We start from the raw sequence: 20,546 nt of genomic DNA, 5'->3' as shown, positions 1-20,546 counted from the left end.
CGGCAGGGATCAAGAATGCACTGCTTCCACCATCAGCTTGCCGGTCTCCCGCTCAGCCAGCTTGATTCTCCCCTTGTGCGTTTGTCCGCCTTTCTTGAACGAGAGCACCTGGGTCTCTCCTTTTTCGAGCAGGGCTTTCAGCATCGTAACAGAGATATTTTTGCCAACATATTCTTTCCAGATGACAAACTTGCAGCCCTGTTTGAAATGGGAACAGCCATAGCCTTTGCGGCCCTCGATGATGATACCGCCGCAGCCGCTGCATGGACATTTGCCCAGCGCTGCATGGTCACCGGCTGCGCCGAGCGATACTTTCTGCTCTGCAGTTGCCGTTGCTCCACTCGAAGATGTACGACGGCTGCTTCCGCTGGATGCCGAACTGCTCTTGCCCGCTGCTGATGCGGACGATGTACGTGTACGGCTGGGTGCAGCTCCCACGCTGCGTTTCCCTTTACCTCTGGAGCGGCTGCCTTCATCGCCGAATGCGCCGGCGGCTGCGGGAAGCTGCGTGCTTACTTTATCAATAACAGAGACGGCGAACTTTTTGACACTTTCCAGAAAACGGTCCGGATCGGCTTCGCCCCGGGAAATCTGGTTGAGCCGGCGTTCCCACTGCCCTGTCATCTCCGGAGAAGTCAGCAGTTCTACCCCGGCAGCGCGAATCAGTTCGATCGCAGCCCGGCCTTTGAGAGTAAGCTCAATCTTTTTGCCGCTGGCGGTCACGTAACCGACCTGCTTGAGACGCTCGATCGTCGCGGCACGTGTCGCCGGTGTACCAAGACCAGACTCTTTCATCGCGTCGCGCAGTTCTTCATTTTCGATCTGCTTGCCGGCGCTTTCCATCGCTTTGAGCAATGTACCCTCGGTGTACGGCTTCGGCGGCTGTGTCGCTTTTTCCTTTACATCCGCTTTGCGGCAGAGGACAGGCAGCTGGCTGTCTATAACAAATGGCTCCTGGACCTCTTCTTCCTGATCTTCTTCCTTGTCCGAATTTTTGCGGGCAGAGGATTTGCCTTTGGCTTTGTCCTTATCCGGCAGCGTTACCTTCCAGCCGAGGAACAACAGTTCTTTGACTGCCGTCTTGAACGTCTCCTGCTCGACCACGGTCATGACGGTATGATGCTTGTACTCTGCAGGCGGATAGAATTGTGCAAGAAAGCGACGTACGATCAGATCATAGAGCTGCTGCTCTTCCTTGCTCAGTGTACCCGGCTTTTTGAGTGTAGGCAAAATGGCGTGATGATCTTCCACCTTGCTCGGATTGCAGACCGCTTTGTTGTTCACATGTACCCGCTTGCCATCTGCGCCGCCTGCCAGTTCTTCATACGGCGTATTTTTGAGCATCCCGAGCACTTTATGCATGCCGTCGATATTTTGCTCGGTAACATAGTTGGAGTTGGTACGCGGATAGCTAATGACTTTATGACGCTCATACAGCGCTTGGGCTACGTCCAGCGTCTTTTTGGCAGAGTAGCCGAACTTCGCATTGGCATCCCGCTGCAGCAGGGTAAGATCGTACAATTTATACGGATATTCCTTGCTTTCGCGAATATCGTACTTCGTAATCCGGCCTTCCTTGCCTTTCACTTTGTCTGCGATCGCTTCGCCTTTGGCTTTGTCGGTGATCCGATCTCCCTGCCATACCCCTTCATACGTTTTATCCTTTTGCTTGAAGCTGGCTCTCACTTCATAAAAAGTCTGGGAATCAAACGCTTCGATTTCCTTTTGCCGATCATAGATTAGTGCCAGTACCGGCGTCTGTACGCGTCCAACCGACAGCAGATTATTATGCTTGGTCGTAAAGGCGCGTGAAGCATTCATTCCGATCAGCCAATCCGCCTCACTACGTGCCCGCGCCGCTCGGGTTAGATTCTCAAATTCACTGCTGTCCCGCAGCTGATCAAATCCTTTGCGTATACTTTCTGCTGTCAGGTCCGAAATCCACAGCCGCTTGACCGGCTGACGCAGCTTCAGCTGGCGCTGGATCAGGGCAAAGATATGCTGCCCTTCCCGCCCGGCATCACAGGCGTTGACGATGCGATCACAACGCTTGGCCAGCTCGCCAATTACCTTGAGCTGATCTTTGGTACGTGGATTGGGTACGATTTTGAACTGATCCGGAATGATCGGCAGATCCTTGAAGTTCCACTTTTTATATTTGGGATCATAGGCATCAGGTTCTGCCAGACCGATCAAATGACCGATCGCCCAGGTGATAATGTACTGATCCCCTTCGAGATGAGTCCGCTGGTTACGTGCTTTTGGTTCAATAACAGCAGCGATATTACGTCCCATATCCGGTTTTTCTGCAACTACTAAGATTTTCATGCTTTCATTCCTTTCCGGGAATGGACTACCATCATTTTGAATACGCTTGGATGTTGTTTTGTTGTTGTCTTTGTTGGCAAAGTCTTAGTTTTCAATATTTCGGCAAAAAAGGAGCTACACTCTGGAGTGCAGCCCCCTTTCTCACGTACGTATTACTCATTTGTATTATAGCATAATGTGTTTTAGAATTCGACAGTAGAATGCTTGTTCTGGACTCTCTGATAGAAGTTTAACGATTAAGCTGGGAGGATTGCATGATCGTTTGGATTAGAAGGATATCGTTTTGTCGTACAGCTTTTTGCAGTTTGGGGAGGAAGGCATCATCCACTTCAGAAAGGAATAATGGTACGTCCTCCGGTTAAGCCTGGAGATTCTGAACAGGTTATAGCAAGGCGAATCTCTAGGCTTAAAGGTCGTCCTTTACCATTATTTCCTTTCTTCCGTTATGTGCATTGTTGCAATCTGAATGATTACTCCCTCTCTCATCATTTGTCTGCAAAAAAAGGACTGCACCTAATAGTGCAGCCTTTTTCTTATCTATTTCTTGCATACTTTTTTATTCATACGTATTCATAGTTCATAGCTGCTGCCATACGTCCATACGTCCATACGTCCATACGTCCATACGTCCATACGTCCATACGTCCATACGTCCATACGTCCATACGTCCATACGTCCATACGTCCATACGTCCATACGTCCATACGTCCATACGTCCATACGTCCATACGTCGTAAAGTATATGGCTTCTGTCCGTCAAAGCAAGCTTAGACCAGTACAGTTGCACCCATCAAATATTTATCCACTTCACGCGCAGCTTCGCGTCCTTCGTTGATTGCCCAGACGACCAGGCTCTGGCCGCGGCGCATATCGCCGGCTGCGAATACTTTATCGACGTTTGTGTTGTATTTGCCGTAACGGGCTTTAACATTGGTCCAGCGGTCGGTTTCGAGACCGAGCTGCTGAGCCAGTGTCTGTTCCGGTCCATCAAAGCCGATCGCGATCAGGGCAATATCTGCCGGGAATACGCGCTCTGTACCTGGAATCGGCTGATAGATTTTACGTCCGGTTTCATCAACAATACGCTGGATCTGGATCGTGTGAAGTTCTTTCAGGTTACCATTTTCATCACCGACAAACTTGGTGGTCATGATGGAGAATTCACGCGGATCGCTGCCAAAAATAGCTTTGGCTTCTTCCTGTGCATAGTCCAGTGTGTAGACATTAGGGAACTGCGGCCAAGGGTTGGCGATTGGATCGCGTTCCAATGGGGCCTTGTCGTGTGTACCGAATTGGGTAACACTGCGGCAGCCGTGGCGCAGCGAAGTCGCTACACAGTCGGAACCGGTATCTCCGCCACCAATAACAATTACATCTTTGTCTGTAGATGAAATGTAATTGCCATCTTCCAGATTGCTGTCCAGATAGCTCTTGATGGTGCCATTCAGGTAATCCATGGCATAAATCACACCGTTTAGCTGACTGCCTTCGATATTGAATTCACGCGGTTTGGTTGCACCGCCGCAAAGCACGACCGCATCATAATCGTCTACCAGCTGCTGAGCCGGGATGTCTTTACCAATCTCGGTGCTCGTAATAAACTCGATACCTTCTTCTCGGAGCAGGTTCACACGACGCTCTACAATCTGCTTATCCAGCTTCATGCTCGGAATACCATAAGTGAGCAATCCACCGACACGATCGGAACGCTCGTACACAGTAACCGAATGACCTGCCTTGTTGAGCTGTGCAGCACATGCGAGTCCTGCCGGACCAGATCCGATCACAGCGACGCGGCGTCCTGTACGCTTCTCCGGCGGCTCGGGAACAACCCAGCCTTCGGCAAATCCGCGTTCAATAATGGATTCTTCAATCGTCTTGATGGTTACCGGCTGGCCGATCAAGCCAACTGTACAGGAACCTTCACATGGAGCCGGACAGATGCGGCCGGTAAACTCGGGAAAATTATTTGTCTTGTGGAGGCGTTCAAGCGCTTCTTTCCACAGACCACGGTAAACCAGATTATTCCACTCGGGAATCAGGTTATGAACAGGGCAGCCAAAGGTGGACCCTGCCATATTCATACCTGTATGACAGTACGGTGTTCCGCAGTCCATACATCGTGCACCCTGCGTACGCAGTTCGTCTTCAGACATATGCTTATGGAATTCTTCCCAGTCTTTTACGCGTTCAAGCGGATCGCGATCCGCGGGAATTTGTCTTTTGTATTCCATAAATCCAGTAGGTGTAGACATATTAACAGTTCCCCCATCCGTTCTATACGATGCCGAGTTTCTTTCGATCACCAGCTTGCCGTAAGTTTATTTTCAAGAGTAGCATTGAGACAATTGAATCACAAATGGATTAAGCGCATGATTATTTGTACTTTTTACATAGAGATTACACCGTGGTGAAACATCTTGCAATAACTTTTCTGTTACTTTCACTTTTTCTGCATAATATTAGGCTTACTGGACAAGCATATTCCCTTCTGATAACAAAAGGAAACCGTCCTTTTTGCAATATATAAAAGTCATTCTCTGTATGAATGCAGCTGTTTCGGCTGCTATCGCAAAAAGCTGTCTTCCTGTTTAAACCCACCACTATGCAGAAAGTATATAAACTTTACGTTATATTTATGCATTTTTAATTATAAAACAAGCATTTCCAAAGCCTACGGTCCCTCTATACCTGATGATTCCTTTACTGCTGAATCGCAATTGTACTACATACACCTATTCACTCACACATTCGAACATTGGAAGTGCATTCGTGCATTCGTGCATTCGTGCATTCGTGCATTCGTGCATTCGTGCATTCGTGCATTCGTGCATTCGTGCAAATTATACGCGGCGATACTCTTCAAACCGGTAATCATAATCATTTTTCTCATCACGAACACCTGGTATCGTATTCACCAGTTCCCATGTCGACCAATCCACTTCAGGAAAATACGTATCTCCCTCGAAATCATGTTCAATTCGGGTTACGAGCAGACGATCCGCATGGCTCAGAAATTCCTTGTAAATCTGTGAGCCGCCGATAATCATTACTTCCTCTTCCGCTCCAGCGAGCCGCAGTGCTTCCTCTACCGAATGCACTACCTCAGCTTGTTCAGCTTCAAACGCTGTATCACGAGTCAAAATAATATTTCGGCGGTTTGGCAGCGGCTTGGAACCAAAGGAATTCCATGTTTTGCGCCCCATGACAATCGTCTTTTGCTGTGTCTGCTGTTTGAAATAAGCCATATCTCTGGGCAGCTTCCAGGGCATGTCGTTGTCCTTGCCGATAACGCCCTGGCGTGCCTGCGCCCATATGAGTGTAATTGTCATTGTGGCTGTCCTCCTATCATCCGGATATTCATCCAGATAGGTTTATTCTATATCATATCATTAAAACCTATCATTCTGCATCAACTTCTTGTAATATTTCACGAATGTTTGTCCTAATGTATTAACTGATTATCCGTCAAAAAGCAAGATATCAAATGTTTTATAAAAGGCTATTCATAAATTTGATCAGCTACCTATTTATGCTGGATAATAAAATCCGGAGATGGTTTTAATGGGAATTGCTCAACCGCTGCCTATCACAGCTGCCGTCTATCCTAAAAACCAGTCTCCGGAATGGATGATGCTGTTATTCAATTGTGTAACCGACGAGCTTAGATGGCAATCGGTGCCTTGATCCCCGGATGATATTCATAATTTTCAAACTGGAAATCTTCAAACTTGTAATCAAAAATCGAATCCGGCTTGCGCTCGATACGCAGCTGCGGCAGCGGATAGGGCTCACGTGTAAGCTGCAGCTTCACCTGCTCCAGATGATTATTGTAAATGTGTACATCTCCACCGGTCCAGATCAGATCGCCCACTTCCAGGTCACACTGCTGGGCCACCATATGTGTCAGCAACGCGTAGGAAGCCAGATTAAATGGCAGCCCCAGGAAGGTATCCACCGACCGCATCTGGAACATGCAGGACAGCTTGCCTTCTGCTACGTAGAATTGAAACGCATAATGACATGGAGGCAGTGCCATATGATCGACTTCTGCTGCATTCCATGCATTCACGATATGACGGCGTGAATCCGGATTGCTCTTGATCTGCTCGATCACGGAAGAGATCTGGTCAATCACTTCGCCGCCAGGACCGCGCCATTCTCTCCACTGGGAGCCGTATACGCGTCCCAGATTGCCTTCTTCATCGGCCCACTCATCCCAGATCGTTACGCCATTTTCCCGCAGATACGTAATATTCGTATTCCCGCTCAGGAACCAGAGCAGTTCATGGATAATGGACCGGGTGTGCAGACGCTTGGTCGTCAGCAGGGGAAATCCCTCCTGCAGATTGATACGCATCTGCCGTCCGAATACGGAGATGGTTCCTGTACCGGTACGATCTCCCTTTTCCACTCCATGATCCATAATATCCTGCAGCAATTCCAAATATGCTTTCATTAATTTACACCTCATTCATACGACTTGTCTTGACTGAATCTTGAAGATTTCATTATGTACAACTGCTAACCTTATGAGGATATCGTCACATGACGTTATAACCGTGCCTTGATCTCAGGCACTCTTTTTGCAGTTTCCATTATACATAATCATCCCTACGATACAGCCAAATTCAGTTTAAGTTCACTTGCAATATTGTAACACAGATGAACCACTGAGAAGAAATCAAAATAAGGAAAAGCATTCGGTAAAATGGCAAAATAAAAATAAACACCCGGCTATGCTACATAGCCGGGTGTTTATCTCACACGCTAATTCCGAATTAACGAGTTTCGCGGTGAAGCGTGTATTTCTTCAGACGTGGGCAATATTTTTTCAGCTCAAGACGCTCCGGATGGTTCCGTTTGTTCTTGGTTGTAGTGTAGTTACGATCGCCAGTCTCTGTGCATGCCATAGTAACGATAACGCGCATGTGAATTCACCTCACTTCATTGGTAATCAAAAATTATTCAACTATACTAATTTACCTTAATTACAATAAATGTTCAACTGAGATTTATTGGAACTGTATAGTCAGTTAATAATCCGCAAACATTAATTGAAATGCCTTATTAATTTTATCACATACTGGAATGAAATCCAAGCTGTTTTTGCGAACATGTATTCACATTTCACCGAAATATTCATTCGCCACAATTTTATGGCATATCAAAAGCCGCCAGGAGCTCTCCGGCGGCTTTGATATAAGCATCTGATATCATAATCAGCCCGCAATGAGGAAATCAGGTACAACAAGTGGTACAACTAAGCTGCGATTAATGGCTAATACGGGCTGACTTGTTCAAATCAATACTTATTTTTTGCGCGGAGCGATAACGTGGATCGGATGACCCATAACCAGCTCAGCTGCTTCCATAACGATCTCACCCAGTGTTGGATGCGCATGGATAGTCAGTGCCAGATCTTCCAGTGTCGCGCCCATTTCGATAGCCAGACCCATTTCAGCGATCATGTTGGAAGATTCCAGACCTACGATCTGGCTGCCCAGTACAACGCCTGTTGCTTCATCAGCTACGATTTTCACGAAGCCTTCTGTGTTGTTTAGGGAAGTTGCACGGCCGTTACCAGCGTAAGGGAATTTACCAGCGGATACTTTGTATCCTTTGGCTTTTGCTTCAGTTTCAGTCAGACCAACGCTTGCACATTCAGGATCAGTGAATGCTACAGCTGGTACACATTTGTAATCGATAACGGAAGGCATACCGGAGATAACTTCAGCTACCACTTTAGCTTCGTAGGAAGCTTTGTGTGCCAGTGCCGGACCTTCAACGATATCACCGATTGCATAGATGTGCGGGATGTTAGTGCGTCCCTGATGGTCGATTTTTACCAGACCGCGATCAGTCAGTTCCAGATCGATCAGATCCAGACCCAGTTCGCCGTCAGTGTTTGGACGACGTCCAACAGTAACCAGCAGATAGTCTGCAGTTACTTCTTGCTCTTTGCCGTCTACAGTGAATTTCACTGTAACGTCATTTTCTGTTTGAGTAGCACTTTCCGCTTTCGCGTTTGTGAAGATTTCCGCACCGGATTTCTTCATGTTTTTGGCTACCAGGGAAGTCATATCTTTATCGAAGCCTGGCAGGATGGTATCCAGACCTTCAATGATTGTAATTTTAGTACCGAATTTGGCATACATTTGGCTCAGCTCGGCACCGATGTATCCACCACCGATAACGATCATGGATTTAGGGATTTCCGGCAGGTTCAGTGCTTCTGTGGAAGACAGAATGCGACCGCCAAACGGGAATGCTTTCAGTTCGATTGGGCGTGAACCGGTAGCGATGATGCAGTTTTTGAAACGGTAACGAGGAGATTCATGATCATTGAACAGACGCGCTTCGTTCTGGTTGATGAACATGCATTCGCCGTGGAATACATCCACTTTGTTACCTTTCAGCAGGCCAGTAACACCACTGGTCATTTTTTTAACAACGCCGTTTTTGAACTCTTGAGTTTTGGCAAAGTCAACTTTTACGTCGCCTACAGTTACGCCGAAACCTTCGCCGTGCTGTGCAGATTCAAAATGATGAGCTGCAGCGATCAGGGCTTTGGAAGGAATACAACCACGGTTCAGACACACGCCGCCAAGTTCGGATTTATCAACGATCAGGACTTTTTGTCCCAGTTGAGCAGCGCGGATGGCGGCTACATAGCCACCAGGTCCCGCACCAATTACCAACGTTTCAATATCGATAGAAGCATCTCCTACTACCATTGAATTACACCTCCATAGTTAACAGCTCAGGGTTGCCGAGCAGTGATTTGATATGGTTCATAAAGTGTTGTGCTGTTGCGCCGTCGATGATACGGTGGTCAAAGCTCAGGGACAGTGCCATTACTGGTGCTGCTACCACTTCACCGTTTTTGATTACTGCTTTTTCGCTGATACGGCCAGTACCCAGGATCGCAACTTCAGGGAAGTTGATGATTGGAGTAAAGAACATACCGCCGGCAGAACCGATGTTGGAGATCGAGATTGTGCTGCCTCTCATCTCGTTAGCTGCCAGTTTGCCGTCACGTCCACGAACAGCCAGATCGTTGATGGTATCAGCGATCATGAAGATGCTCTTACGGTCAGCGTCTTTAACAACCGGTACGATCAGGCCGTTAGGCGTATCTGTAGCAATACCGATGTCATAGTGTTTTTTGTAGACAATTTCTTCTGTTTTTTCGTCGATGGAAGCATTCAGAGCCGGGAATTGACGAGCCGCGGACACCAGTGCTTTTACGATGAATGGCAGATAAGTTACTTTTGTACCGCGTTTTTCAGCCAGTGGTTTCATGCGAGTACGGAAAGCTACCAGTTCAGTAACGTCAACTTCGTCCATGATCGTTACGTGTGGAGCTGTGTATGCGGATTTAACCATAGCGTTAGCGATAACTTTACGGATACCTTTGAAAGGTACACGCTCTTCGTCGCCACCAGCAGATGCTGTGGATGCGGAAGATGGAGCTGCTGCAGAAGCTACAGGTGCTGCTGCTTTTTCATCAGCTGCTGCCGCTTGGGTAGTACCGGAAGCCTGGCCGCCACCTTGTTTGAAGGATTCTACATCTTCACGAGTGATTTTGCCATTGCTGCCGCTGCCTGTTACTTGGGACAGGTCAACACCTTGCTCACGTGCAAATTTGCGAACGCTTGGTGTAGCCAGTACATCTTTGTTAGGTGCAGCTGGTGTGGAAGCGTTGGTTACTTGTCCTTCTTTTGCTTCTGTCGGGCTGGAAGATGCAGGGGAAGAATGCGTATCTACATTACCGATATTAGCATCTGTTTCCTGTCCGCTCTTCTGCTCAGGAGCACTTTGTTCAGCCGGCTCTTCATCTTGATCAGGCAGGTCGCCTTCCGCATCGATGATTGCTACCGTTTCGCCTACGTGGCAAACCTGGCCGTCTTTAGTCAATACTTCTACTACAGTTCCATCTACTGGACAAGGTACTTCAACTACAGCTTTATCATTTTGTACTTCCATAATGATGCTGTCGTCTGTTACTTTGTCACCCGGTTTAATGTGCATTTTGATGATTTCGCCTTCGTGCAAACCTTCACCAAGCTCTGGAAATTTATATACGAATCTTGCCACTTGCAAAACCTCCCTGATTAAAATTGTTGAACGAGACTTCGAACAGCCATGCCTTCAACAACGTCTGATAAGTATTTCTGTATTCTCATATGATCAAAGCCAAAAGGCGTCCGTAGAAGAGTATTCCACTTTCCAACAACACTCCCGGGTCGGATATTGAAAAGTAGAACACAATCATGCAAACCGCCTCTTGAGCCTTGAACGTTTAATTCATTCATGCATTTCCAAGATAAAAAGTTATCTTAGAAGTTCATTACTTTGTTAACCGCATCGATAACGCGCTGTGGCGTTGGCAGCCATGCGTCCTCGATTTGAGCGAACGGATAGATTGTATCCGGCGGGCATACACGCAGTACTGGAGCTTCCAGGTGCAGAATCGCTTTTTCGTTGATCTGAGCGATTACTTCTGCAGCTACGCCAGCGCTCTTTTGAGCTTCCTGAACCATAATTACGCGGTTTGTTTTCTTCACGGAAGTTACGATTGTATCGATATCGATCGGGCTCAGTGTACGCAGGTCAATGATTTCCGCATTGATCCCTTGTTCTGCCAGCTGATCAGCAGCTTTGGTAGCTGTATGAACAGTCATGCCGTAACCGATAATTGTTACATCGGAACCTTCGCGTACTACGTTGGCTTTACCGATTTCTACAGTGTAAGCTTCTTCCGGTACTTCTGCACGGAATGCGTGGTACAAGTTAAGATGCTCCATGAAGAATACCGGATCGTTTTCACGGATTGCAGCAACCATCAGGCCTTTTGCATCGTAAGGGTTCGAAGGGATAACCACTTTGATACCCGGAGTCTGAGCCAGCAGACCGGACAGGTCGTCAGTGTGCAGCTCAGCCGCTTTAACGCCGCCGCCGTAAGGTGTACGGAATACGATTGGTGCATTGTAACGACCGCCGGAACGGTAACGCAGACGTGCTGCCTGAATCGCCATTTGATCCAATGCTTCAAAGATAAAACCTACGAACTGGATCTCTGCGATTGGACGGAAGCCCTGGATACCCAGACCGAATGCCAGACCGCCGATTGCGGACTCAGCCAGAGGAGTATCGAATACACGCTCCTCGCCAAACTCTGCTTGCAGACCTTCTGTCGCACGGAATACACCGCCGACTTTACCTACGTCTTCACCAAAAATGAGCACGTTAGGGTCATTTTTCATCTCAACGCGGATTGCGTCGCGAATCGCTTCTTTCATATTCATTTGTGCCATTTGCTTCATTTCCTCCTTAAACATTTCACTGTTCATGTTCACGCATCAAGGATGTGCTGCGATCATACTATCACTTCAGAAACCTCTTATTGGAAATCTGCTTTTTGCTCTTCCAGATCATGAGGTGTTGTTTCGAACATACTGTCGATCAGACCGGTAACAGTCATTTTCTCTGTTTTCTCGGCTTTTTTGATCTCTTCGTTTACTTTTGCTTTGGCTTCTTCTCTTACGCGTTCTGTATCTTCATCAGACCACAGACCTTTTTCAGCCAGGTATTTTGCCAGACGAGCGATAGGATCTTTCTCGCTCCAGATACCTTCTTCGTCTTTGGTACGGTATTTGCTTGTATCATCCGACATGGAGTGCGGACGGAAACGGTAAGTCAGAGCTTCGATCAATGTAGCGCCTTCACCGTTACGAGCGCGTTCAGCAGCTTCACGAACGGCTGTGATAACAGCGAATACGTCCATACCATCGATTTGCACACCTTTGATACCAGCGGAAACTGCTTTGTGAGCGATGGACAGTGCAGCTGTTTGTTTTGCAAATGGAGTTGTGATGGCGTAACCATTGTTTTGTACAAAGAAGATAACAGGCAGTTTGTAAGCACCTGCGAAGTTCATGCCTTCGTAGAAGTCACCTTCGGAAGAACCGCCATCACCTGTGTAGGCGATAACAACCTGTTTTTGTTTTTTCAGTTTGTAACCCATTGCCAGACCCATTGCATGCAGGATTTGTGCACCAATGATGATCTGTGGCATCAGAACGTTAACACCCTCAGGGATGCGTCCGCCTTCTTGATGTCCACGGGAATACAGGAATGCTTGATACAGTGGCAGACCATGCCATACCAGCTGCGGCATATCGCGGTAACCAGGACATACGAAATCTTCCTTGTCCAGCGCGTATACGCTACCAACCATTGTAGCTTCTTGCCCGGATACCGGAGCATAGAAACCAAGGCGTCCTTGACGACCCAGGTTAACAGCACGGTCATCCCAAGTGCGTGTAAATACCATACGGTACATAATTTCTTTCAATTGATCATCAGTCAGATCAGGCATTTTGTCAGGGTTGACAATTTTGCCTTCTGGGGAGAGAACGGAAAGTGCTTCCACTTCTTCCGTGTAAACTTCATATGGAACCTTGCTCATTTTATTCACCTCAATAAAAAATTTGAATATCATGTTCCGCTGTTATAGAATTATTATACACCTGTTCTACTCCGTTCGTCAAAGCATACATTGAAATTAATAAGGCAGCCGTGTCGTTGTATGTATAACAGGTTATTCAATTTTGTATAACAGTTGAACCATTTCAAAATAGAATGTCTTAAAATCACACGACTTAATCTTAACCCATTGTTGGTTTCATTGCAAAAATTCTAACGAAAAGGTGATCACTATGACAGATTCCCGTTACTTGAAAAGAACGATATTAAAGGAAGAAATTGAGAGCCGCCATCTCGGCGAATCACGCACGCTGCGCATCTACCTTCCACCTGGTTATAATGAACTTCTCAGCTATCCGGTTGTGTATTGCCAGGATGGCGAAGAGTTTTTCAACTTTGGCCGAATTGCCACCTATGCGAATGAACTTATACTCGATGACAATATCGAACCTTTCATTATTGTAGGTGTCGAAGTGAACACCAAGATCCGTACGCAGGAATATGCTCCGTTCGGCAGCCGCTTTGCAGCATATACCGCCTGCTTTGCCGAAGAAATCATTCCTTATGTGGAACAAAAGTATCCCGTTCGCCGCACACCCGATCAGCGCATTCTTGCCGGTGACTCTCTTGGTGGCAGTGTCTCCATGCATATCGCCCTTCTCTATCCGGAGCTGTTCAGCCAGATCATCAGCCTGTCCGGGGCCTATTATAAAGAAAGCCGCGCTCTGATTGCTGCCGAAAAGGATTTGTCAGCGCTTAACGTATTCATGATCGTCGGTCTGCAGGAAACCGATTTCCAGAGTGATACCGGCGTCTATGACTTTGTTGAGCTCAATCGCGCCACTCGTGATTTGCTGCTTGAACGCGGCGCGACCGTCCGTTATGCTGAGAAAGACGGAAAACATCTGTGGGGATTCTGGCAAAAAGAATTACCTGCTGCCCTAAAATACTTCCTTCAATAATCATCTGTAGTAACCAGGCTGCATGATCTGTCACTACTTATTACATTAAAAAGAGAAGCTTCAAACGGAGAAAGCTGATGTTTACGCTTACAAATCAATAGATTGCTGCTTCTCTTTTCATTTCAGGGAGTGATCTGCTATTTGGACTCCCAACGTCTATTGTATCGGTGCAGGTAAAAATTACGCAACTGAAATTTTTACCTTTTAGCGGATACAGGATGATTCTATAAGCATTTAACTTATTTATTAGGGAAAGAGGGAGATTTCATGGCTGCAAAACGCGCTCTTATCTTCTCAGGCGGTCTGTTACATCCTGATTTTTTGAACGAGATTCGTGATACCGATCTGATTATCGGTGCGGATCGCGGCGCATTATTTTTAATTGAGCATGGTATCCGTCCTCATCTCGCAATCGGCGATTTTGATTCGCTGACCGATCATATGACCGATCTTCAGCGAATTAAGAACAATTCCGATGAACTGATCGTATTTGATCCGGTAGACAAGGATCTGTCCGATACCGAAGCGGCTTTTGAAGCGGCGATGGAGCGGCATATGGATGATATTCTGATTTTCGGCGCTGTAGGTACACGTTTTGATCATACGCTGGCCAATGTGCAGCTGCTCGTGCGGGCACTGCAGCACCAAGTACATTGTGCAATTCAGGATATGAACAATTACATATCGCTTACCTCCACCACTTCTGTCATTTCCAATCTGGGTTATCCTTATGTGTCTCTGCTGCCTGTGACCTCCGAAGTAACCGGGATTCGTCTGCAGGGGTTCCAATATCCGTTGGAAAATGCCACATTGCGGATGGGTCAATCAAGAGGTGTCAGCAATCATCTTTCTGCTGAACAGGGTACGGTCAGTATTGAAGGCGGTCTGCTGCTGATCATTCAGAGTCGTGATTAGGCATTCCAGCTTATAACAGATACAGCTTATTTGTTAGGATACCCGGCAATTTGCTGTATCCTCTCCAAGCTAATTGTTATGGATAAGCCGGCAAATTTCCGCATCTTATTCCACTCGTTCCAGCGGATGTCTGGAATAACAGCACTGCAGCATAAAAAAGCAATACCCTATTTCCAGTCTACTGGTAGGGTATTGCTTTTTTTTATTGGATCTGAATGAACCGAAAGAATGAGTTTGATCGTTTGAAGAATCGACTCAGTCAATGATATCAAAGATATCCAATGAATCCGGTCATTTTATTATGTCACGTTAGAGCTATAGCTATCTGTCGTCACTTTGTTATTGGACAAATGTATTTATCCGAAATAACGATGGTACAGACTTCGGGCTTCTGCGATATCCTTGGTACCGTGTACCATAACCCGGCCATCCTGGAACACGACCATTCGGCGCCCCTGATCGATCGTCATGGATAGCAGAAACGGATTGACACTGATTTCATGCTGCTCCAGTTTTTGCAGTCGGCGGGCCGTTTGCTGCAGATCAAGTTTCTGGCGATGGGCCGGGCGAATCTGCACCGTATCCCGGCCGCACAGCACTTCGGATTTGCTCTGTCCTTCGTGGCTCAGATGCGGGTAGGTCGGGTGCGCACCACAGGATGGACAGTCCGGTTTGCGGGCTGCGTTCATCTTGATGGAGACCTGCTCATTTTTCCATAGATCAAAGGACAGCAGTGTACCTCGCAGCTGATCGTGGTTACCGCTCAGCAGCTTGATCGCTTCGGTCGTCTGATGGGCGACTACCATTTGAACAGCCGGTGGAATAATACCGGATGTATCACAGGTATCTCCACCGAGCGGCGCCGATTCCATCAGACACTGCAGACACGGAGTGACTCCAGGGACGATTGTAAAAGTAATCCCGTAGCTTCCGACACACCCGCCATAAATCCATGGAATATTATACTTTTGGGAAATGTCATTAATCGTGAGCCGCGTCTCAAAATTATCGGTAGCATCCATGATCAGATCCACATCCCTGGCGAGCTCTCCCAGCTCATCCGCTGTTACATCCGCAATATGCGCTTCAATCTTGACAGAGGAATTAATCTGAACCAGTCGATCACGGGCAGCGATTGCTTTGGGTGTACGCTTGGCCGCATCCTCTTCGGTAAACAGCTGCTGCCGCTGCAGATTGCTCCATTCTACATAATCCCGATCTGCAATGATCACTTTCCCTACACCGGCCCGTACCAGCGTCTCCGCTGAACTGGAACCGAGTGCTCCTGCTCCTATAATCAGTACCGAAGCGCGGGCCAGCTCATTCTGACCTGTTTTGCCAAGTGGAGCGAACAGCTCCTGTCTGGAATACCGATGATGCGGATCCGCCAGCTGCGTGGATGCATCTGGCTGCAGTATCGTTGCTGCCTCCTTATTCTCGGCTGTGCTGGAGCTGCTGATAGGATCAAGCTCCTCTTTTGTATGTTCAAGACTCAAGTCGTAATCATCCCTTCTACCGGGCTGCTTGCTACAGCATAATTGCGTACCGGGATCATGCCGGCTTCCTTTCCGAGGCGTCCGGCTTGTACAGCCAGCTTCATCGCCAGTGCCATTCGAACAGGGTCACTCGCTCCGGATACGGCGGTATTAAGAAGAACTGCATCCGCTCCCAGCTCCATGGCATAGGCCGCATCTTTGGGTGAGCGGATTCCGGCATCCACAATAACGGGTACCCTGGCATCTGCGATGATCCATTCCAGCATGGAAGGGTTGAGAATACCGCGGCCGGACCCAATCGGGGAAGCTCCCGGCATTACGGCATGTACGCCTATTTGCTGCAGCCGCTTGGCCAGCATATAATCGTCGGAAATGTACGGCAGCACCGTAAAGCCTTCCGCAAGCAGAATCTCACAGGCTTTGACCGTTTCCAGCGGGTCCGGTAGGATCAACTGGTCATCTCCGATCACTTCGACCTTTATCATATCACATAATCCGGATGCTCTGGCCAGCCTGGCGATACGTACCGCCTCATCTGCAGTACGGGCGCCTGCTGTATTGGGCAGCAATTTGTATTTGCTCAGATCCAGACGTTCCAAAAAGTTCGGTTCATCCGGCTGATCCAGATTCAGTCTCCGTACTGCGAATGTCAGCACCTCCGTTTCGGATACTTCCACCGCTTGAGCCTGTACATCCAAATCACTGAATTTCCCGGTTCCCAGCAGCAGCCGGGATGTAAATGTATGTTGTCCTATTGTTAACAAATCATCCACCTCCTACAAAATGTACAATCTCCAGTGTGTCTCCACTTTCAATCATTGTTGTACCATGTTCTTCTTTCTGTAAAATTTGCTGATTCCACTCGACAATAACGCGTTTCTCTCCCAGCTGCAGGGATTGAAGCAGCTGCTCGATTGTACGAACGTCCGGCGATACCGAGCGGCTCTTTCCATTGATCATCAATTCCATACCGGTGTTCCTCCTTCCGTCTCCGGTTGCATTCTTGAAAGGTGTTGCAGGGCACGACCCGGAGCAAAGCTTGCCGGGATGGAAGAACTCTGACCGGATGCTACGGCGTCCGCCATAATCCGTCCGGTTCCGGCTGCCAGCAGGATGCCATTACGATAATGTCCGCAGGCCATCCATACACCCGGCAGCGGTGTCAGCGTTCCCATATAAGGCAGCTCGTCCGCCGTACCCGGCCGTACCCCGGCCCAGCAGCGTACCAGTTCCCCGCTGGTGATAGACGGAATATACTGCTGCGCTTTGAACAGCAGCTCGGTGACTGAACCGGCTTCTACCATCGTATCTATTCGGCCAGGCTTACTTGTTGCCCCGATCCAGATGCGATTGCCCTGTTTGGGAATAATATAGATCTGATGGCCATAAATCGTATGATTCAGCCAGCTTGCCGGTGTGCGAATTTCCAGCAATTCTCCTTTGACTGGTAAAAAGGGCAGCCGGTATCCTTCAGTCTCGATCAATCCGGCACTACCAAGTCCGGAAGCCAAAATAATCTGCTCCCCATACATCACTCCCTGCTCTGTCACCACACCGGTTGCCCTGCCATACTCCCCGTGTTCACGCAGCAATCGTCTTACTTCCGTCTGCCGGTATAACACTGCACCCAGACGTACTGCCGCCAGCACCAATGCCTCATTCAGCAGGGAAGGAATAAGCTGCTGTTCGGATCGGTTGTAGAGCATCCCGTGCTCTGAGCGGATATATGGCTCTTCCCTTGCCAGACGCTGATTATCCCACCATTCCAGATGAGAGCTGTCAGCCTGTACGCTATCCTGCTCGCTATCATAAGGCCGCTCTCCAACAGAATCCATCTCTGCAGAGGCAAGCTGACGAGAATGATGTTCCAGATCATGTGATTCCACAGGCAGCAGGAATCCTTCACTGCGCAGTCCACAGTGTATACCTGTCAGCTCATACAGCTGTTCGGTCAGCCCGGTGTACAGAGAGCGGCTGTACAGAGCCAACTGACGAAGATCCGCATGCTGGAAATGTTCCGACTCCGCTGCCAGCATTCCTCCGGCAGCGCCTGATGCCCCCGATGCAGGCTGATTTTTCTCAATGATGGCTACTTTCATGCCTTTCACCGATAATTCATAAGCGATAGAGGCTCCAATCACACCAGCTCCGACTACAATCGCGTCATAATATCCGTTGCTTCTCATTGCTCATATCACCTTCCTCAGTCTATGTTCTCTCTGTCACAGCTGATGCAGCGGATAAGGCGGCTCTATAGGCGGCAGCCTGTTCAGCCGGATCATCGGCTGCGAATATGCCGGACATGACAGCTATACCGGCTGCTCCGGCACGAACCAACTCCTCGGCATGCTGCGGCTGAATGCCTCCGATGGCAATGACAGGAATATGCACAGCACCACACAGCTGATGCAGCTGATGAATTCCGCGGGCCGGAACTCCCCGCTTGGATGGCGTCTTATAAATATGCCCGTAAAAAAGATAATCCATGCCTTCCTGCTCTGCCTGTATTGCGTGCGCGGTAGTGTGTACGGATCGCCCAGCTATATATTTCCATGGATGCTGAATGCCCTGTTCCGGTTCGTATGAAGCGGACGCCGTTTGCAGCAGACTCTTCATGTCATGCCGGGACAGATTATTGTCTGAAAGAGATATACTTGTCCTCCATCGATCCGCTTCTGCTCTGTTGAAACTGTGCTGTTCAGGCAAATGGATGCCCCCGATTCCCAGCTCCGCAGCAAGCTGAACTCTGCTATTGAGGCGAATCTTCGCAGCAGGGATTCCTTCCTGCAGCATGACTTGTATCAATTCTTTCACCTGATCGTCTGACCACTGCTTCTCCCGAATGTGAATCGCTGTCACCTGGTGATGCACCTGTGTACCGACTGCAAGTATCTTCTCTGCCGGCTGACTGCCTGTACTCACAATGTGCAGCTCCATCATGCACCTCCTGCTTTCTACTGACCGACTAATCTGTATCTCTAATCTGTACAATTGAATAATGAGCAACGAACCGACCGTGCCTTTAGAGGCTAATCAGACAGAACCCGATAACGCAAAAAAAACCACCTTCCCGCAGGAAAGTGGTTGTCTGATTCAAACAATAACAGGGCTATTTTACAAGCAGCCTGCCGAAGTATAATCTTGTCAAAACATTGATGATATCATTGTGTGCATCCTTATGTATTATTGCCTGATAGATGCCGTTAATCCGTTCAGCGCTGAATAATGAATGAGAAACAGGATTGCCTGTTCATTCATGTGTCTGCCGCCGACTGCATAATGATAATTTAAATCCAGTCTGCATCGGATCAAGTTGATATACCCGTATCGTCCAAGGTTATTCTTCTACCACTTCCCTACGCTGGTATAATCCAGATCAGGTACAAAGGGTTCGGCAATCAGTTCTGCCATCTCAGCCATTACAGGCTCCCCCAGTGCATTGTAGCTATTCAATTTAAGCATATTCATCTTAGCAAAACTGCTCTTATAAAGCAAATATTATGTAGGAATGGGAAACCTGACAACGGAGCCTGATAGTACAGGTACACCACCTAACTGCTCCATGACCGCCGCTGTCAGAAAAAAAGACTGTCGCAGAAAATCAGCAGATTCCGTATGAGTCCGGTCGAGAATCAAATGTTGACGCATAAAGGAAAGCAGGTTCTGCGTGTTCCATGCATCTTGAAAAGCCTGGTAGTAATTCAGCATGTACATGGACTGATGTACACTGAATTTGCGAACAATACTGGCAGCAGTCAGCAGAGATTCCGGCTGATATGCACCCAGCACCGGAATCCATGGTCTGGAGCGAAACACTTCGGTATGGGCATACTCATGGAAAAATGCTTTTAACTGCGTTATATTTTGGCTCAGATTAACTACAATAAGATCGGCTTCGGCGAGCAGCGGTATTTGCTCTGCTCCCGAACCTGCATCCATCAGGATCAGATCATAATACTCTCCTGCCACGGTGAGCAGATATTTCCAGAAAGAATGATCCGGTAGCTTCTGCCCCCTCTCTTCTGTGCCGATCAGCAGATCCAGTCGGTCTTTGAGCAGGGGAATCATATAATCCGATACATTATTGCAGGTCAGAATACCTGATTTATACAAATAATGAAGCCGGTCTACTCCCGGATTTTTGCGTGGATGAGTATGGCCCATCCTTACCTCTGCAGCCACCAGCCCTGCCTCGATACTGTGGTTGCGACATTGATTATGACACAGCAGCAATCTCAGCCGGTACTGCAGTGAGGCGGTGACAGCGGTAATGGCCGTATGGGACGAGGTTCTTCCATGACCTCCATCCGGACTCCAGAACATCACGGTAGTCATTAATTTGCTCCTTTTCGC

Annotated in this window: 18 protein-coding genes and 1 riboswitch; of the genes, 2 read left to right on the top strand and 16 right to left on the bottom strand. The window is 48.0% G+C overall.

The features are described 5' to 3' along the window. Window positions 1-9: 9 nt before the first annotated feature. The 10 genes from WH45_RS08580 to pdhA form a co-directional block, all read right to left on the bottom strand. Window positions 10-2,328: a type IA DNA topoisomerase gene (locus WH45_RS08580; protein WP_046213986.1), complete on the bottom strand. Its 2,319-nt coding sequence runs from the start codon at window positions 2,326-2,328 to the stop codon at window positions 10-12. Window positions 2,329-2,888: 560 nt separating this feature from the next. Then, entirely contained in the window at window positions 2,889-3,041 is a 153-nt protein-coding gene (locus tag WH45_RS23575) for a hypothetical protein (protein ID WP_156075154.1), read from the bottom strand. 55 nt (window positions 3,042-3,096) lie between these two features. After that, window positions 3,097-4,584 (bottom strand): glutamate synthase subunit beta, encoded by a 1,488-nt coding sequence (locus WH45_RS08575; protein ID WP_046213985.1) that lies wholly within the window; start codon window positions 4,582-4,584, stop codon window positions 3,097-3,099. A 588-nt stretch (window positions 4,585-5,172) separates the two neighbouring features. Beyond that, the gene (locus tag WH45_RS08570; RefSeq protein WP_046213984.1) at window positions 5,173-5,661 is read right to left on the bottom strand and encodes a dihydrofolate reductase; all 489 of its coding nucleotides are present in this window, start codon (window positions 5,659-5,661) and stop codon (window positions 5,173-5,175) included. Between the two features lie 332 nt (window positions 5,662-5,993). After that, window positions 5,994-6,788, bottom strand: coding sequence for a thymidylate synthase (gene thyA, locus WH45_RS08565; protein WP_046213983.1), 795 nt, complete (start codon window positions 6,786-6,788; stop codon window positions 5,994-5,996). A 322-nt stretch (window positions 6,789-7,110) separates the two neighbouring features. Then, on the bottom strand, window positions 7,111-7,260 hold the full coding sequence (rpmG, locus tag WH45_RS23110) for a 50S ribosomal protein L33 (protein WP_081604078.1): 150 nt from the start codon (window positions 7,258-7,260) through the stop codon (window positions 7,111-7,113). A 381-nt stretch (window positions 7,261-7,641) separates the two neighbouring features. Continuing rightward, window positions 7,642-9,066: a dihydrolipoyl dehydrogenase gene (gene lpdA, locus WH45_RS08560; protein WP_046213982.1), complete on the bottom strand. Its 1,425-nt coding sequence runs from the start codon at window positions 9,064-9,066 to the stop codon at window positions 7,642-7,644. A gap of 4 nt (window positions 9,067-9,070) precedes the next feature. Continuing rightward, complete coding sequence (locus WH45_RS08555) at window positions 9,071-10,429, bottom strand: dihydrolipoamide acetyltransferase family protein (protein WP_046213981.1); 1,359 nt, start codon at window positions 10,427-10,429, stop codon at window positions 9,071-9,073. A gap of 242 nt (window positions 10,430-10,671) precedes the next feature. After that, the gene (locus WH45_RS08550; protein WP_046213980.1) at window positions 10,672-11,649 is read right to left on the bottom strand and encodes an alpha-ketoacid dehydrogenase subunit beta; all 978 of its coding nucleotides are present in this window, start codon (window positions 11,647-11,649) and stop codon (window positions 10,672-10,674) included. 86 nt (window positions 11,650-11,735) lie between these two features. After that, window positions 11,736-12,803, bottom strand: a complete 1,068-nt coding sequence (pdhA, locus tag WH45_RS08545) for a pyruvate dehydrogenase (acetyl-transferring) E1 component subunit alpha (protein ID WP_046213979.1) — start codon at window positions 12,801-12,803, stop codon at window positions 11,736-11,738. Between the two features lie 250 nt (window positions 12,804-13,053). Here pdhA and WH45_RS08540 point away from each other — a divergent pair, with 250 nt between their 5' ends. Both WH45_RS08540 and WH45_RS08535 read left to right on the top strand, forming a co-directional pair. Further along, entirely contained in the window at window positions 13,054-13,782 is a 729-nt protein-coding gene (locus WH45_RS08540) for an alpha/beta hydrolase (RefSeq protein ID WP_046213978.1), read from the top strand. A 267-nt stretch (window positions 13,783-14,049) separates the two neighbouring features. After that, complete coding sequence (locus WH45_RS08535; RefSeq protein WP_046213977.1) at window positions 14,050-14,697, top strand: thiamine diphosphokinase; 648 nt, start codon at window positions 14,050-14,052, stop codon at window positions 14,695-14,697. Window positions 14,698-15,053: 356 nt separating this feature from the next. On the opposite strand, the gene WH45_RS08530 is transcribed toward WH45_RS08535, so the two are convergent. From WH45_RS08530 to WH45_RS08505, 6 genes are all read right to left on the bottom strand, one after another. Then, window positions 15,054-16,115: a MoeB/ThiF family adenylyltransferase gene (locus WH45_RS08530; protein ID WP_200897681.1), complete on the bottom strand. Its 1,062-nt coding sequence runs from the start codon at window positions 16,113-16,115 to the stop codon at window positions 15,054-15,056. Window positions 16,116-16,189: 74 nt separating this feature from the next. Further along, the gene (locus tag WH45_RS08525; protein ID WP_046213976.1) at window positions 16,190-16,957 is read right to left on the bottom strand and encodes a thiazole synthase; all 768 of its coding nucleotides are present in this window, start codon (window positions 16,955-16,957) and stop codon (window positions 16,190-16,192) included. A gap of 1 nt (window position 16,958) precedes the next feature. Next, complete coding sequence (gene thiS / locus WH45_RS08520) at window positions 16,959-17,162, bottom strand: sulfur carrier protein ThiS (protein WP_046213975.1); 204 nt, start codon at window positions 17,160-17,162, stop codon at window positions 16,959-16,961. Then, complete coding sequence (thiO, locus tag WH45_RS22785) at window positions 17,153-18,379, bottom strand: glycine oxidase ThiO (protein ID WP_052723684.1); 1,227 nt, start codon at window positions 18,377-18,379, stop codon at window positions 17,153-17,155. The genes thiS and thiO overlap by 10 nt, the downstream gene beginning before the upstream one ends. A 22-nt stretch (window positions 18,380-18,401) precedes the next feature. Next, a complete protein-coding gene (locus WH45_RS22780; RefSeq protein WP_082096626.1) occupies window positions 18,402-19,133 on the bottom strand; it encodes a thiamine phosphate synthase in 732 nt (243 codons plus the stop codon). A gap of 396 nt (window positions 19,134-19,529) precedes the next feature. Continuing rightward, a riboswitch (TPP riboswitch) is annotated at window positions 19,530-19,636 on the bottom strand. Window positions 19,637-19,691: 55 nt separating this feature from the next. Beyond that, a complete protein-coding gene (locus WH45_RS08505; protein ID WP_046213974.1) occupies window positions 19,692-20,528 on the bottom strand; it encodes a hypothetical protein in 837 nt (278 codons plus the stop codon). Window positions 20,529-20,546 lie beyond the last annotated feature (18 nt).

It is taken from the genome of Paenibacillus wulumuqiensis (assembly GCF_000971965.1).
Classification (GTDB): Bacteria; Bacillota; Bacilli; order Paenibacillales; family Paenibacillaceae; genus Saccharibacillus; species Saccharibacillus wulumuqiensis.
The sequence above is the reverse complement of the archived record's forward strand: the minus strand, read 5'-3'. Positions and strand labels throughout refer to the sequence as shown.